Source organism: Halomonas denitrificans, from assembly GCA_019800895.1.
Classification (GTDB): Bacteria; Pseudomonadota; Gammaproteobacteria; order Xanthomonadales; family Wenzhouxiangellaceae.
The window spans coordinates 202312-217262 of record JAHVKF010000001.1 but is presented as its reverse complement, the minus strand read 5'-3'; the positions used below and the strand labels follow the sequence as shown (position 1 = coordinate 217262).

At 67.7% G+C, this 14951-nt stretch carries 12 protein-coding genes; 7 read left to right on the top strand and 5 right to left on the bottom strand.

The features are described 5' to 3' along the window. Positions 1-25: 25 nt before the first annotated feature. From infB to KUV67_00865, 5 genes are all read left to right on the top strand, one after another. A complete protein-coding gene (gene infB / locus KUV67_00885) occupies positions 26-2617 on the top strand; it encodes a translation initiation factor IF-2 (GenBank protein ID MBY6203429.1) in 2592 nt (863 codons plus the stop codon). 1 nt (position 2618) lies between these two features. After that, positions 2619-2966 (top strand): 30S ribosome-binding factor RbfA, encoded by a 348-nt coding sequence (rbfA, locus tag KUV67_00880; GenBank protein MBY6203428.1) that lies wholly within the window; start codon positions 2619-2621, stop codon positions 2964-2966. A 46-nt stretch (positions 2967-3012) separates the two neighbouring features. Continuing rightward, positions 3013-3897: a tRNA pseudouridine(55) synthase TruB gene (gene truB, locus KUV67_00875; GenBank protein MBY6203427.1), complete on the top strand. Its 885-nt coding sequence runs from the start codon at positions 3013-3015 to the stop codon at positions 3895-3897. A 113-nt stretch (positions 3898-4010) separates the two neighbouring features. Continuing rightward, on the top strand, positions 4011-7448 hold the full coding sequence (locus tag KUV67_00870; protein ID MBY6203426.1) for a cobalamin-dependent protein: 3438 nt from the start codon (positions 4011-4013) through the stop codon (positions 7446-7448). An 81-nt stretch (positions 7449-7529) separates the two neighbouring features. Further along, positions 7530-8093: a hypothetical protein gene (locus KUV67_00865; GenBank protein ID MBY6203425.1), complete on the top strand. Its 564-nt coding sequence runs from the start codon at positions 7530-7532 to the stop codon at positions 8091-8093. A 100-nt stretch (positions 8094-8193) separates the two neighbouring features. Here KUV67_00865 and KUV67_00860 read toward each other — a convergent pair whose 3' ends face one another. Both KUV67_00860 and KUV67_00855 read right to left on the bottom strand, forming a co-directional pair. Next, positions 8194-9981 (bottom strand): hypothetical protein, encoded by a 1788-nt coding sequence (locus KUV67_00860; protein ID MBY6203424.1) that lies wholly within the window; start codon positions 9979-9981, stop codon positions 8194-8196. Next, the gene (locus KUV67_00855; protein ID MBY6203423.1) at positions 9978-11138 is read right to left on the bottom strand and encodes a hypothetical protein; all 1161 of its coding nucleotides are present in this window, start codon (positions 11136-11138) and stop codon (positions 9978-9980) included. Before KUV67_00855 ends, KUV67_00860 begins: the two co-directional genes overlap by 4 nt. Positions 11139-11268: 130 nt before the next feature. Between KUV67_00855 and KUV67_00850 the strand changes: the two genes are divergently transcribed. Continuing rightward, a complete protein-coding gene (locus KUV67_00850; GenBank protein MBY6203422.1) occupies positions 11269-11532 on the top strand; it encodes a DksA/TraR family C4-type zinc finger protein in 264 nt (87 codons plus the stop codon). A 54-nt stretch (positions 11533-11586) separates the two neighbouring features. Here KUV67_00850 and KUV67_00845 read toward each other — a convergent pair whose 3' ends face one another. From KUV67_00845 to KUV67_00835, 3 genes are all read right to left on the bottom strand, one after another. After that, a complete protein-coding gene (locus tag KUV67_00845; protein MBY6203421.1) occupies positions 11587-12066 on the bottom strand; it encodes a hypothetical protein in 480 nt (159 codons plus the stop codon). 44 nt (positions 12067-12110) lie between these two features. After that, positions 12111-12662: a hypothetical protein gene (locus KUV67_00840; protein ID MBY6203420.1), complete on the bottom strand. Its 552-nt coding sequence runs from the start codon at positions 12660-12662 to the stop codon at positions 12111-12113. A gap of 324 nt (positions 12663-12986) precedes the next feature. Then, complete coding sequence (locus KUV67_00835; GenBank protein ID MBY6203419.1) at positions 12987-13379, bottom strand: hypothetical protein; 393 nt, start codon at positions 13377-13379, stop codon at positions 12987-12989. 216 nt (positions 13380-13595) lie between these two features. Here KUV67_00835 and KUV67_00830 point away from each other — a divergent pair, with 216 nt between their 5' ends. Further along, the gene (locus tag KUV67_00830; protein MBY6203418.1) at positions 13596-14939 is read left to right on the top strand and encodes an alkaline phosphatase D family protein; all 1344 of its coding nucleotides are present in this window, start codon (positions 13596-13598) and stop codon (positions 14937-14939) included. Positions 14940-14951: the final 12 nt, after the last annotated feature.

The window sequence follows — 14951 nt, the reverse complement described above, 5'->3', positions numbered from 1 at the left end:
CCCATCGAAGTAGCAAGGAGTCTTAATGTCGCAGGTCACCGTTTCGCAATTGGCAGAGGTGCTCGGTGTCACGCCGGACCGACTGCTGGCCCAGTTCAAGGAGGCCGGTATCGAGGTCGAGGCTGCCGACGCGCCCGTGACCAACGACGACAAGAAGAAGTTGCTGGCCTACCTTCGAACGTCGCACGGCAAGACCGAAACCCGCGACGATGGCGATTCGCCGAAAAAGGTCACGCTGCGCCGCAAGACGGTCAGTGAACTGAAGGTTCCGGCCGGTGGGGCGGGACGTACGCGGACCCGCGGTGCGGCGCCGTCGCGCACGGTGAACGTCGAAGTGCGCAAGAAGCGCACCTACGTCAAGCGTGGATCGATCGCCGAGGCCGAGCAGACCGACGCCGAGCGCGAGGAAGCGTTGAAGGCCCTCGAGGAATCGCGCCGGCAGCGCGAGGAAGCGGAGCGTGCCGAACGCGAACTCGAGGAGAAGCGCCGTGCCGAGGCCGAGGAAAAGGCCAAGGCCGAGGAAGAGGCGCGCGAAGTCGAGCAGGCCGAGAAGGAGCGGCGCCAGGCCGAGGAAGAGAAGATGCGCGAGGCCGAACAGCAGGCTCGCGAACAGGCCGAGGCCCGGGCCCGCGCCGAGGCCGAGGCCGCGCGGCTGGAAAGCGAGCGCGAAGCGCGCCGCAAGCGCGAGGAAGAGAAGGAGGCCAAGCGCAAGGGCGCGAAAGGACCGAAGACGCGCTACGGACGCGAGGAACTGCACGTCGCAGCGAAGAGCAAGCGACGGAAGCCGAAGCGTCGCGGAAAGTCGACCAGCGTCGGCGGCGAGCACGGCTTCCAGATGCCGACCCAGCCGGTCAAGCGCGAGCTCGAGATTCCCGAATCGATCACCGTCGGTGAGCTGGCCAAGCTGATGGCCGTCAAGGCCGGCGACCTGATCAAGGCGCTGATGAACATGGGGTCGATGGTCACCATCAACCAGGCGCTCGATCAGGAAACCGCGATCCTGGTGGCCGAGGAAATGGGCCACGAGGCGAGCCCGGCGCAGGAACAGGACATCGAGAGCGAACTGGCAGTCGACGACGAGGGCGGCGAAGAAACCACGCGTCCGCCGGTGGTCACCGTGATGGGTCACGTCGACCACGGCAAGACCTCGCTGCTCGACTACATCCGCCGCGCCAAGGTCGCTGACGGCGAGAGCGGCGGCATCACCCAGCATATCGGGGCCTATCACGTCACCACGGACAACGGCGTGGTGACCTTCCTCGACACGCCGGGCCACGCCGCGTTCACTTCGATGCGCGCTCGCGGCGCACAGGCCACTGACATCGTCATCCTGGTGGTTGCCGCCGACGACGGTGTGATGCCGCAGACCAAGGAAGCGATCCAGCATGCCCGGGCTGCCGGCGTGCCGCTGATCGTGGCGGTCAACAAGATCGACAAGCCGGAAGCCGACCTGAACCGGGTCAAGAACGAACTGTCGGCCGAGGAAGTGGTGCCCGAGGACTACGGCGGCGAGGAAATCTTCGTTCCGGTCTCGGCGATCACCGGCGAGGGCGTCGATGCGTTGCTCGAAGCGATCCTGCTCCAGGCCGAGGTGCTCGAACTCAAGGCCGTGCGCGATCGCCGCTGCCGCGGCGTGGTCGTCGAGAGTTCCCTGGACAAGGGCCGCGGTCCCGTCGCGACCGTGCTGGTCCAGGACGGAACGCTGAAGAAGGGCGACATGGTGCTGGCCGGCGAGGAGTTCGGCCGCGTTCGCGCCATGTTCAACGAGGCGGGCGATCCGATCGAGGAAGCCGGCCCGTCCATTCCGGCGGAAATTCTCGGCCTTTCCGGAGTGCCCAATGCCGGCGACGAAGTGCTGGTGGTCGCCGACGAGCGCAAGGCGCGCGAAGCGGCCGACCAGCGCAAGTCCTCGGCCCGCGAAGGCCGGCTGGCCGAGCGCCAGGCCGCCAAGCTGCAGAACCTGTTCGACCAGATGGGCGAAGGTGCGGTCGGCGACCAGCAGGCCGTCAACCTGGTCATCAAGGCCGATGTGCAGGGTTCGGCGGAAGCGCTGCGCGATGCCCTGACCAAGCTGTCCAACGACGAGGTCAAGGTCAACGTGGTCTCGTCCGGCGTCGGCGGCATCACCGAATCGGACGCATCGCTGGCCCAGGCCTCGAACGCGATCATCATCGGCTTCAACGTTCGAGCCGATGCCTCGGCGCGCAAGGTCATCAGCGAAGCCGGCCTCGACCTGAACTACTACTCGATCATCTACGAGGCGATCGACGATGTGAAGAAGGCCATTTCGGGTCTCCTGGGCACGGAGACGAAGGAAGAGATCATCGGCCTGGCCGAGGTCAAGGACGTGTTCCGTTCTTCCAAGCTGGGTGCGATCGCCGGCTGCCTCGTGGTCGAGGGCACGGTGAAGCGGACCAACCCGATCCGCGTGCTCCGCGACAATGTCGTGGTCTTCCAGGGCGAGCTCGAGTCCCTGCGCCGCTTCAAGGACGACGTCAAGGAAGTGCAGGCCGGGACCGAATGCGGCATCGGCGTGAAGCAGTACAACGACGTCAAGCCGGGCGACCAGATCGAGTGCTACGAGCGCTACGAAGTCGCGCGCACGCTGGACGATTGAGATGAGCGGTCGCGCCGATCGCGTAGCGGGGCTGTTGCGGCGTGAGCTGGCCGACATTATCCGTCGGGAGTTCGAGCACGACCTTCCGTCGCTGACCAGCGTGACCGATGTCGAGGTCTCGCGCGACCTGGCCCATGCCCGGGTGTTCGTGTCGGTCCTCGAGATCGACAAGGCGGCCGATGCGATTTCGGTGCTGGCCGAGGCCGCACCGCAGATCCGCCACGAACTTGCCGGTCGCGTCCGACTGCGCATCGTGCCGGCGCTGCGCTTCGTTCACGACACCTCGACCGAGTCCGGCCAGCGCATCGAACAGCTGCTGGCCGCTGCGCGCAAGCCGCGCGACGACTGAACCCGCGAGCCGCCTGTCGGGCGGCTCGCACGCCGTTTGTCCTGCCATGCCCCGTTCCGGAATCCTGCTCCTCGACAAGCCGCCCGGGCTGACATCCAACCAGGCGCTGGGCCGGGCAAAGTACCTGCTGGGCCTGCGCAAGGCCGGCCACACGGGCGCGCTGGACCCGATGGCCACGGGCCTCCTGCCGCTGTGCTTCGGCGAGGCGACTAAGGTCTCCGCCTTTCTGCTCGACGCCGACAAGGGCTACCTGGCCGAGGCCCGCCTCGGGATCGCCACGGACTCGGGCGATGCCGATGGTGAGGTGGTGGCCCGCCAGGACGTTCCGGCCCTCGACCGGGGGCGCGTCGAGCAGGCGCTGGACGCGTTCCGCGGCCCGATCGACCAGGTGCCGCCGATGTATTCGGCGCTGAAGCACAAGGGCAAGCGCCTTCATGAGCTCGCGCGGGCGGGCATCGAAGTCGATCGTCCGCCGCGCCGGGTCACGATCTCCCGCCTCGACCTGCTCGATCTCGAAGGCGACCGCCTGGCCCTCCGCGTGCACTGCAGCAAGGGGACCTACATCCGTTCGCTGGCGATGGACCTGGGCGATCGCCTGGGCTGCGGCGCTCACCTGACGGCGCTGCGCCGCGAGCGTTCCGGGCCCTTCGATCTGCGTGACGCGGTCACGATGGAGCAGCTCGAGGCCCTGGATTCCGAGGCGGAACGGCGAGCGCTGTTGCGGGCGCCGGAGACCGCCTTGAGCGACCTTCCGCAGGTCCGCATCGACGCAGAGGGCGAGCGCGCGATCCGCCACGGCCAGTCGGTCGCGCTGGGCGTCGAGCCCGCCGATCCGGTACGCATCCGTCATGGCGAGGTGTTCGTCGGCCTCGGGCGTATCGACGAGGACGGACGCCTGCGGCCCCGCCGCCTGTTCAACCCGGAAGACTGACGCCTGCCGGCGGGCTTCGTCGCGCGGTCCCGTCGGGGAGCCGGCGTCCGGCGCGGCGTCGACCCCGGGCGCGCTAAAATAGGGGATTGACCGTCCGTTACCGAGGTCCCCGAATGAACCAGACCGCCGAATCCCTTTCCGACCAGTCCGCACCGGGCTCCGACACGCCGCTGCGCTTCGTGACCGCGGCCAGCCTGTTCGACGGCCACGATGCCGCGATCAACCTGATGAGACGCCTGATCCAGGCCGAGGGGTGCGAAGTCGTGCACCTGGGCCACAATCGCTCGGTCGCCGAGATCGTCCGGGCGGCGATCTGCGAGGACGCCGACGGCATTGCGATCAGCTCCTACCAGGGCGGCCACAACGAGTTCTTCAAGTACATGGTCGACATGCTCGAAGAGCAGGGTGCCTCGCATATCCAGGTGTTCGGCGGCGGGGGCGGGACGATCACCCCGGGCGAAATCCGCGAGTTGGAGGCGGCCGGCGTCAACCGGATCTACCACCCGGACGACGGCATGAAGATGGGCCTGGCCGACATGATCGGCGACCTGGTCGAGCGGACCGAGAAGGCCCGCCGATCGCGCCAGCGCCCTGCGCCGCGCCTGCCGGGCAGCGACGATCCGCTGGATGCCGGGGCGGTCGCCGCGACCCTGTCGGCGATCGAGACCGGAACCCTGTCCGAACACCAGCAGGCGCAGCTCGCCAAGCCGGCCGATGGCGCGATTCCGGTGATCGGATTGACGGGCACCGGGGGCGCCGGCAAGTCGTCGGTCACCGACGAACTGATCAACCGCTTCCTGCAGCACTTTCCCGAGATGAAGATCGCGGTGCTCGCGGTCGATCCGACCCGCCGGCGTACGGGCGGTGCGCTGCTCGGCGACCGGATCCGCATGAACACGCTTCGCTCGGACCGTGTGTTCATGCGCTCGATGGCGACGCGCCGGGCGCACCTGGCCACCTCCGAGGTCGTTCGCGACAGCCTGGAATTCCTTCGCCGCTGCGATTTCGACCTGGTCCTGCTCGAAACGGCCGGGATCGGCCAGTCCGATTCCGAAGTCGTCGATCTCGTCGACCTGCCGGTCTACGTGATGACGTCCGAATACGGCGCGGCCAGCCAGCTCGAGAAGATCGACATGCTGGACTTCGCCGAGCTCGTGGTGCTGAACAAGTACGACCGGCAGGGCAGCCAGGACGCGCTGCGGGACGTTCGCAAGCAGTGGAAGCGCAATCGTCTGAAGTTCGACCTCGCCGACGATCAGGTTCCGGTGTATCCCACGATCGCCAGCCAGTTCAACGACCCGGGTGTGACCTGGATGTTCGCCAATCTGTGCCGCCTGATCCGCGATCTCGGCCGGCGCGGCCCGCGCTGCGACTTCGAGCCGGGCTCCGAGGCCGAGGCGGCCGAGCCGAAGGGCTCGGTCCTGATCCCGGGCCAACGCGTACGCTACCTCGCCGAGATCGCCGAACAGGGCCGCGGGCTGAACGCGTCCATCGCGCGCTGGGCCGAAGAAGCACGTCGCGCCCAGCACTACTACGAGGTGATGCGCGAACTGGAAACCGACGATCTGCCGGACCCGTTACGCACGTTCGACGCGCTGCCGTCGACCGGCGACCGCAAGCTGCTGGCCGAGCGCTACAACGAGGCCCTGAAGGCGATCCCCGAGGAGGCCCGCGATCGCCTGCGCGACTGGCCGGCGTTGAAGGCGTCGGTCGAGGCCGACGAGTACAGCTACGAGGTCCGCGGCCGCGAGATCTCGGGCTCGAACTACCGTGAGTCGTTGTCGAAGCTGCGGATTCCGAAGATCGCCGCACCGCAGACATCGGACTGGGGCGATCTGCTGGTGTTCCTGCACAAGGAGAACCTGCCGGGGCACTATCCCTACACCGGGGGCGTCTACCCCTACCGACGGACCAACGAGGACCCGATCCGGATGTTCGCCGGCGAGGGCACGCCGGAGCGCACCAACCGCCGCTTCCACTACCTGTCCGAGGGTCAGCCGGCGCGCCGGCTGTCGACCGCGTTCGATTCGGTGACGCTGTACGGCGAAGACCCGGCCGAGCGGCCGGACATCTACGGCAAGGTGGGCAATTCGGGCGTCTCCATCGCGACGCTGGACGACATGAAGAAGCTCTATTCGGGCTTCGACCTGAGCGACCCCGCGACCTCCGTGTCGATGACCATCAACGGTCCGGCACCGATGATCCTGGCCATGTTCATGAACACCGCGATCGACCAGCAGGTCGAAAAGCACCTGAAGGAATCGGGCCAGTGGGAAGCGGCGCAGAAGAAGCGCGCCGAACTGCTGGGCGACGATCTGCCCGAGTATGCGGGCGATCTTCCGAAGACCAACGACGGGCTGGGCCTCGGCCTGCTCGGGGTGACCGGCGACCAGCTCCTCGATGCCGACACCTACGCGAAGATCAAGGCCGACACGCTCAAGGTGGTCCGCGGTACCGTCCAGGCCGACATCCTGAAGGAAGACCAGGCGCAGAACACCTGCATCTTCTCGACCGAGTTCGCCCTGCACATGATGGGCGATATCCAGCAGTACTTCATCGACCACGGCGTGCGCAACTTCTACTCCGTGTCGATTTCCGGCTATCACATCGCCGAGGCCGGGGCGAATCCGATCTCCCAGCTGGCCTTCACCCTGTCCAACGGCTTCACCATCGTCGAGTACTACCTGGCCCGGGGCATGGACATCGACGCCTTCGCCCCGAACCTGTCGTTCTTCTTCTCCAACGGCATGGACCCGGAGTACTCGGTGATCGGCCGGGTCGCGCGCAGGATCTGGGCGCGGGCGATGCGCGAGCGTTACGGTGCCAACAAGCGATCGCAGATGATGAAGTACCACATCCAGACCTCGGGCCGCTCGCTGCACGCCCAGGAGATCCAGTTCAACGACATCCGCACGACGCTCCAGGCCCTGTACGCGATCTTCGACAACTGCAACAGCCTGCATACGAACGCCTACGACGAGGCGATCACGACGCCGACGGAAGAATCGGTCCGGCGCGCGGTGGCGATCCAGATGATCATCAACAAGGAACTGGGGTTGAACTACAACGAGAACCCCTTCCAGGGCAGCTTCGTCATCGATCAGCTCACGGATCTGGTCGAGGATGCGGTCTACGCCGAATTCGATCGCATTTCCGAACGCGGCGGCGTGCTCGGCGCGATGGACACGATGTACCAGCGCGGCAAGATCCAGGAAGAGTCGCTGTACTACGAGCACAAGAAGCACGACGGTTCCCTGCCGCTGGTCGGCGTCAACACCTTCCGTCCGCCCGAGGGGTCGGCGCAGGAAGGCGGCGAGATCGAGCTGATGCGGTCGAGCACGGAAGAAAAGGACCAGCAGGTCGTCAACGTCCGGGCGTTCCAGCGGCGCAACGAGGCCGCGGCGAGCGAGCGCCTGGCTCGGCTCAGGGACGTGGCCCGGGCGCGCGGCAACACCTTCGAGGCGCTGATCGAGGCGGTCAAGCGCTGCTCGCTGGGCCAGATCAGCCACGCGCTGTACGAGGTCGGAGGGGAGTACCGCCGCAACATGTAGGCCGACCCACGGCCGGTGCTGGCGCAGAGGTGGCGCGGATCGCGTATCGAGGGATACGCCCATTCGCGAAGGGAGCCGGGCATGACGGCCTCGCTACGACTGGCCGCCGCGATGCTGGCGATCGCAGGCTGCAGCGCCGAGGCGCCGGACAGCGACGGAGTCGAGCACCTGTCCGGGCCGGATTCGACGCAGGATCCGCGATCGGTAGCGGCCTTCGGACCTCAGCGGCGATTCTCCGTGGCGGACTCGCTGGGCGGGGGGTTCGACAGTGAATCGACGGGCGCGAGGATCGGCTGGGCCTACGCTTCGATGGTCGATCTGCGCGCCGAGGGCGTGCGGATCAGCGTCGACGGCCGCGGGCTGCCGGACGCCGGCGCGGCCTCGACCGTAACGCTGGGTTTCAACAACACCACCTACAGTCGTGTCGTCCGGTTCGACGGCCCGGCTCGATCGGTGATCTGCAAGCCGGGCGACCCCGTCGAAGGCGTGTTCGAACGCACTCGACTCGAGGACGGCCGAATCAGCGGTCGCTTCGAGGTGGTGTTCGAGCGCTGCAGCGACGGCACGACCGGACAGCCCGTCCCATTACCCGGCCTGCCGCTGACGGTGAGCGGTTCGTTCGAGGATCTGCCGCTCAGCGGCTGATCGGAATTCACGAACCCGTCTCACGAGGCCCGTACCCGATCGGATGGTCCGACTCGACCGGTAGGGCGACGACCTCGACCGGACCGCCCGGGCCTACCGGTCAGCCTCTCCGACGCAGCCAGATCCGGGCCGCATCGCGAGTCACGGTGAGGACCTGCAGGTTCGAATCGGAGCCGCCGAAATCGCCGGCAACGCCCTGGCTGTTCTCGTAGCCGGTCCAGGCTCCGTTGTCCCAGTCCGCCGCAGTGGACGGATCCGTGTCGAGAAGCTGGCCGGTCATGTCGCTGGCGCTGATCACCAGGCCGTGCAAGCCCAGTTCCGCGTCCTCCGGGTCCATCGTCGGCGGAAGTTCGAAGGTCACTTCGAAGGTATCGGTGGCATAGCGGTCCGCCTCCGCGATCAACCAGCGACCGGCGTCCGTGTCGATCGCGAACTCGGACGCGGTCGGCGTGCCGAACCAGATCAGCGGATTCAGGGCGAGCGACTGGCCCGGCGTTTCGCGGACGGACCCGTCGCCGTCGATATCCAGCCAGCGCATCGGCTTGTCGAAGGTCACGCGGAGTCGATACTGCAGGCCGACCAGCAGCGGTTCCCAGATGCGCGCGTCGAGCGTACGACTGCCGTCGGCGGCGGGAACCCAGTTTGCCGTCAGCGCCGGGAAGCCGTCGGTGGTGCGGATCTCGACCGATCGGATCGACGGCGGGCCGGCCATCTGGTACGCCAGGACCGCGTGGGTGATCGCCATGTCGTCGCGCAGGCGTGCGACCTCGGATTCGGGAAGGATGAACCCGTCGTGGTTGGCGCCGAAGCCGCCGTAGTCCTCGCCGCCGTTGTCCGGCTCGATCTCCAGCGTCCACGCCGGGATGTCGTAGGTGTAGGCGAAGTATTCGGGCGTAACGCCGATCCCGGTGTCGATCGGGTCGGGCTGGTCGATGTAGAGGCGGCCCGTACCGTGACGTTCCAGCGACAGCGCATCGTGAAAGCGGGAAAAGGTCGACAGGAGCCGGGCCTGGATGGCGTTGCGCCGGGTGTTCGACGTGCGTTTCGAGAAGAACAGCTGGGTGAACGAGTGCGTGTCCTGGTACCAGCGCAGGCGATCGCCGTCGGCGTAGACGCCGGCGGCCACCAGTGCCTGGGTTTCCGGTTCGCTGTGGGCGAACGGTCCGTGCCAGGTCAGGTCGGTTTCGACATCGGTCCAGCCGCCCGGGTCGAAGAAGGGCGGATTGTTGCGGTTCAGGTCGACGCCGTTGAGGTGATCCCCGAAGGTGTCGAGGTTCTCGTCGGCGTCGCGCAGGTTCTTGCGTCGCATGCGGCCGTCGCGCGGCCAGTCGTCGGGAAAGCGCGGGTCCTGGCCGACCAGCACCTCGGTCGGATACCGCTGGGTCTGCAGGAAGCCGTCGATGTTGTTCACCGGCAGCACGACAAAGCGAACGTGATCGAGCAGGTAGTCGTACAGCCAGCCGTCGCCCGCGTTGTCCGCGTAGCCCTCGATCAGGCCGGTGGTCAGTTCGGGCGTGCCCCACTCGCGGGCATGGATGCCGCCGTTGATGAGCACCGACGACTTCGGCCGCCCGTCGGGCATGGCCGGGTCCGGTGAAGTCAGCGCGTAGGCCCAGATGTCGCGGCCGAGCCGTGTCTGCCCGACGATCTCGCCGTCGATGAAGTCGTTCATCATCATCAGGTCCTGGTGACGCGCGTGCAGCGCCTGCCAGGTCCGGAAGCCGTCGAAGGGCAGCGCCGTCGCCTCGGGGATCGGCGGCGGATAGCCGAGGGCGAAGGTGTTGCCACCGGACGGTGCTTCGACGTAGGTGAACCGTTGCTGCGCGTCGGCGCCGGGGACCAGGCCCAGGGTCAGCGTCATCAGCAAGGCGGCCTGCAGTCGGCTCATCGTTCGATCTCCCGTTCGGAACGCTTCGCGCGCGACCCGTCGGTCGCGTCGGAACTCGTCGTCAAGCGGGCCAGCAGCGCCCGGCTGGCCGGGGTGTCGCGAAGCTGCAGCGCGAGCTGCATGCGAAGCCGCTCGCGGGGGGAGGCCGTCGGAAAGCGCTCCTCGATGCTCGTTTCGAGCGCGGGCGCACTCCGGGCCAGCGCCAGGGCGGCGTCGCCGCCGAGGCGGGGGTCATCGAGGACGGACCAGGGTGCCGCGGCCAGTTCGGGCTCGGGACTGGCGGCCGCCCGGGCCAGGGCGAGGCCGGCGAGGGCGGGCCGTGCCAGCGCAGCCTGCACCGCCGAGGCCCGCAGCGTCGGGTCGTCGGTCCGGTCCGTGCGGCGCAGCGCCCTTGCGGCGACGGAGGCGTCCGCATGTCGGACCAGATCCAGCAGCACCCCGTCGTCGGACAGCGCGCCGAGCTCGTGCAGTCGGAGTAGCGCCGAACCTGCGGACGTCGCTCGATCGGCCCCGGCCGCGTTCAGCCGCGACCGCAGCGCATCGACGAGCGGGGTTCTCTGGTCGATGGGGCGTTCGGCCAATGCGGTGACGGCCGCCTCGAAGGCCACCGGAGTCGACGACACGGACAGCTGTGCCGATTTGGACCCGACCAGCAGCGCGTCCAGTTCCTGAGGTCGGCGCAGCAGTTCCTCGGCCCGGTCGCGCACGGCAAGGCGGTGCAGTCGATTGCGCGCCTGGCCCGCGACATTGAACGCGGGAACGGAACGACCGGGGTGCTCGTGGTGGCGGACGTGCACGACCGGCTCGAACCGGGTCAGTGATTCGATCCGGTCCAGTGTCGCGGCATCGGCCGAGGGACCGGTCCGCCGCTCCGGCGCCCAGTCGCGCAGCCAGCGCTCGAGCAGCGCCTCGCGCCGCTGCGGGTCGGGTTCCGCGTCGGCGCGCGCCAGCGTCGCGGCAGCCGCCAGCGCGGCACGGCGCTTCGGCTGCGCGGCGCTGTCGACGCGGGCGGCGACGGCGGCCAGCTCGCGCTCCGCGCCGACCCGCAGCTGGTGAACGTCGGAGGGCGTCAGGGTGGGGCCGGGATCGGTCGAGGAGAGCGCCGCGGTCGACGCCAGGAGGAGGAGCAGCGAAAGCAGGTTTCGAAGTCGGTTCATGGCCCAAGATTAAACCAGATCAATGGTTTGGACAATTTCCCGCCCTGGCGGTTCGCGAGCGGTTCGAGGACGGCTGGTCGAGGCGTTCGCGCTAGACTGTAGGACGGTTCGACCCGAGGATCGTCAAGCCATGGCCGGAGGATGGGCCCGAGACGGGGCCGTGCAGGATCAGATCGACGCCAGCGTCGAGGACGAGGTGCGCAGGGCGCGAAGCCGGATGGGGAAGGGCGAGAGCCTGCGCGAATGCGAGGAGTGCGGGGAAGTGATTCCCGAGGCCCGTCGGCGCGCCGTGCCCGGGGTGCGCCTGTGCATCGAATGCCAGGCCGAAGCCGATTCCGCTGCGGATCGAGGCGGGGTGAATCGTCGCGGCAGCAAGGACAGCCAGCTGCGGTGAACCCCGAAATGGCGCCTCGGTTCGAGGCGCCTTCCGATTCGGGAACGCGGGCGGTCAGCCGCCGCCGTTGCCGTTTCCATTCCCGCTGTTGCTGCCCGGTCCGTTGCCCTGGCCGGGGAACGCGCCGTCGCCTTCGGTGAACACGGGAATGTAGAAGGACTGTGTCGACGAGCCGACGGACGTGCAGTCTCCGTCCTCGTTCCACGCGAAGGTGATGAACGAGAAATCGTTGACGTTCTTGATCTTGTCGAGCAGGAACGGGTCCTCGGTAAAGCAGGTGAACTGTTCCTCGTCGGCGTCCCCGGCCTGACAGAAGCCGAACTGGAACTCGCTTCCCGGTACGGTCGGATCGGAGAAATTGCGGGTGCCGCAACCGATGAACGTGACTTCGTCGTCGGCGAAGCGGGCGGTGACCATGTCGCCCGAAGCCCGGTTGTTGTCGAGGTCCACATCGACCGGCGCGGGCTGGACAAAGCCCGCGTGCGCCGAAGCGCAGGCGAGCAGAAGAGCAAGAGCAAGCGGTGTACGTTTCATGAGTCGACTCCTTCCATTGGGTTGTGGTCTGGCAATCGGCGGGCTCAGAGCCTGCCGTCGAGTTCGCCCGAGTTGATCGCGGCCACAAGGCGGCGCATCGCCTCGATGCGCTGGGACGGGGAAAGTCGTGCAATCTCGCCCTGGAGCACGGCCATCTCCGCGTTCGAGATTTCGCCGTGGTCGAGGTAGAGATCGATTTCCTGGTGGACGAGCTCGAACTGCAGGTCGAGCTCGGCGGTCCGTTCAGGCGATGAAAGGGTCTGCGAGTCGTTCCAGGGCTGAGCAGCGGGCGCCCCGTTCGCTGCGCCACGCGTTCGACTCGAGCGGTCGCCGGCATCGTGCGAAGCGGTCCAACGCGCGTCGAAGTCGCGCAGCTCTTCCCGGATCAGCCTGCGCAGCGCGGGTCCATCGGCGACGCATTCCCCCGAGGCCGCATCGGCGACCTGTCCGCGGCCAGGCAGATCGAAGCGCTCCTCCGGCGTCTCGGCATTCCGGACCGCCGCGCGCAGGTCCCGGAGCTCCCCGCGCAGGTCGATGGCCGCGAGCAGTAGCACGCCCAGCAAGGCCAGGAGCAGAAGCTGATAGCCGATCCGCATGATCCGATCTCCCCGCTCGAACCCGGGCTGCTGCCGCGAGCCTGATGGCCCGGAGCGTGATGCAGCTCACAGAAAGAAACCAAAGGAGCGTAGTGGACCACATGCGGACCGGCAATTCAAGCCGATTCCGTCCCCAGTGCATTCATCGTGGTTTCGATACGAATGCCGGTTGCGATACGACGCGTGGATGCCGAACGCTGGCGCTCGTCCTGCCAACGCCTCGGGTGGTCGATGCGACGCGCAGTACGGGTCGTCGTCGGCTGCACGCGGCTCGCCGATGACGGCCCCGGGGGCGGCGCTGCGGCCGGTCGGCGCCGGACCGCTTCAGCAGGTCATGTCCGGTCGGGCCTCGATCGCCGGGGGCGGTCGCGAACCCGACCGATTCCGGATCTCGTGAAGCGGCGCGGCGCGCGCAACGGGGATCGCGACGCGCCAGGTGTCCGGCACGCTCGCCTGGAGCAGACCGAGGGGGTCGAGGCGATGCGGCGCCGCGGGTCCGGAGGGCGGGCGCTCGTTGGCCATCGCGGGACTCGATCGAGTCGAGGCCAGCCACGGATTTCCGCCCGGTGCGCGGTCGATCGGCTCGGCGGCGGAGACTCGATCGGCAGATCCGGTTCGTGCAGAGGAACGGTCGGAATCATCGAGCGGAACGTGGACGATGGCGATCACCGCAAGCAGGGTCAGGAGTTCGAGTGCGTGTTCTCGGTTCATGCTCATGGCGCGTTCCTTCGTAGGGGCCGGCGGTCGGGTCTCCCTGTGGGGTAGACGCGCGAATCGTCCGAAAGGTTTCATCGGATCGTTCCATCCTTCGGGCTCCCGGGCGCAGCGCTCGCTCGCCTGCCCCACGGTATGACCGGACGGTCGGCACGCGCCATCGCCGCGTCATTCAGTCCGGGTATGCTCGGTCGTCCCGATCGACGAGGAGAATTCACCATGCCGTTTCGAACCGTTCTGCTCTGCTGCGTGCTGTGGCTGGCCGGTGCGCTGGGTCAATCCGCGGCGGCGCAGCAGGTCGTGGCCGGACCGATGCCGGGCCATTCGGCGATGCGCGCCGTACAGGTCTGGCTGCAGACCGACCGGTCGGCGGAGGCGAGGCTGGCATTCCGCCCGGTCGGTAGCGACGACGAATACCGGGTGACCGAGCCGGTCCGGACCGACGCCGGGACCGCATTCACCGCCGAGATCGACGTCACGGGCCTGGAGCCGGGCACCGAGTACGAGTACCGGGTGCTGCTCGACGGCACGGCCCAGGAGAGCGAGTTGGCGCTTCGCTTCCAGACCCAGCCGCTCTGGCAGTGGCGCGAAAGCCCGCCGGACTTCAGCTTCGCGCTCGGCTCCTGTTCCTACGTCAACCAGCCCGAGTACGACCGGCCGGGCCGCCCCTACGGCGGCGACTACCAGATCTACGACGCGATCGCCGAAGCCGAGCCGGACTTCATGCTGTGGATGGGCGACAACTTCTACTACCGCGAGGTCGACTGGGACTCGCGCTGGGGCATGTACCAGCGCGTCAGCCATTCGAGGCAGCTGCCGGAAATGCAGCGATTGCTGACCGGCATGCACCATTTCGGCACCTGGGACGACCACGATTTCGGCCCGAACAACTCGGATCGAAGCTACGCGCTGCGCGACACGGCGAAGGAAGTCTTCGACGCGTTCTTCCCGAATCCACCCTTCAGCGGGGCGGGAGGCGGCGGCGTGATGTCCTATTTCGAGTGGCACGACGCGGGCTTCTTCCTCCTCGACAACCGCTACTTCCGCTCGGCCAACGACCGGGTCACGGGCGAGCGCACGGTGCTCGGCCGGGCGCAGGCCGAATGGTTGATCGACGCACTGCAGAAGAGCAACGCGACGTTCAAGTTCGTGGTCATGGGCGGCCAGTTCATCAACAGCGCGGAGCTGTTCGAGAACTACGCGCACCTGGCCCCCGGAGAACGCCGTGAAATCCTCGACCGGATCGCGGCGGAGGACATTCCCGGCGTGGTGTTCCTGACCGGCGACCGGCATCACTCGGTGCTGCTCAAGATGGACCGGCGCGGTGAGTACCCGCTGTACGACTGGACCGTCTCCCCCCTGACGGCCGGTCCCGGAACGCCGCATGACGGCGAAGGCCAGTACCGCGTCGAGGGAAGTCTGTTCACCGAACGCAACTTCGGCCGGGTCGAGGTCACGGGGCCGCGCGACGACCGCGTCGCGACCCTGATCCTGCACGACAGCAACGGTGTCGAGCGCTTCCGCTACGAGATCCGGGCGAACGATCTCCGGGCCGGATCGTGAGCTGGTCGGACT

Coding starts and splice junctions, on each gene's coding strand:
- infB (MBY6203429.1), top strand. CDS start 26: ATGTCGCAGGTCACCGTTTCGCAATTGGCAGAGGTGCTCGGTGTCACG.
- rbfA (MBY6203428.1), top strand. CDS start 2,619: ATGAGCGGTCGCGCCGATCGCGTAGCGGGGCTGTTGCGGCGTGAGCTG.
- truB (MBY6203427.1), top strand. CDS start 3,013: ATGCCCCGTTCCGGAATCCTGCTCCTCGACAAGCCGCCCGGGCTGACA.
- KUV67_00870 (MBY6203426.1), top strand. CDS start 4,011: ATGAACCAGACCGCCGAATCCCTTTCCGACCAGTCCGCACCGGGCTCC.
- KUV67_00865 (MBY6203425.1), top strand. CDS start 7,530: ATGACGGCCTCGCTACGACTGGCCGCCGCGATGCTGGCGATCGCAGGC.
- KUV67_00860 (MBY6203424.1), bottom strand. CDS start 9,981: ATGAGCCGACTGCAGGCCGCCTTGCTGATGACGCTGACCCTGGGCCTG.
- KUV67_00855 (MBY6203423.1), bottom strand. CDS start 11,138: ATGAACCGACTTCGAAACCTGCTTTCGCTGCTCCTCCTCCTGGCGTCG.
- KUV67_00850 (MBY6203422.1), top strand. CDS start 11,269: ATGGCCGGAGGATGGGCCCGAGACGGGGCCGTGCAGGATCAGATCGAC.
- KUV67_00845 (MBY6203421.1), bottom strand. CDS start 12,066: ATGAAACGTACACCGCTTGCTCTTGCTCTTCTGCTCGCCTGCGCTTCG.
- KUV67_00840 (MBY6203420.1), bottom strand. CDS start 12,662: ATGCGGATCGGCTATCAGCTTCTGCTCCTGGCCTTGCTGGGCGTGCTA.
- KUV67_00835 (MBY6203419.1), bottom strand. CDS start 13,379: ATGAGCATGAACCGAGAACACGCACTCGAACTCCTGACCCTGCTTGCG.
- KUV67_00830 (MBY6203418.1), top strand. CDS start 13,596: ATGCCGTTTCGAACCGTTCTGCTCTGCTGCGTGCTGTGGCTGGCCGGT.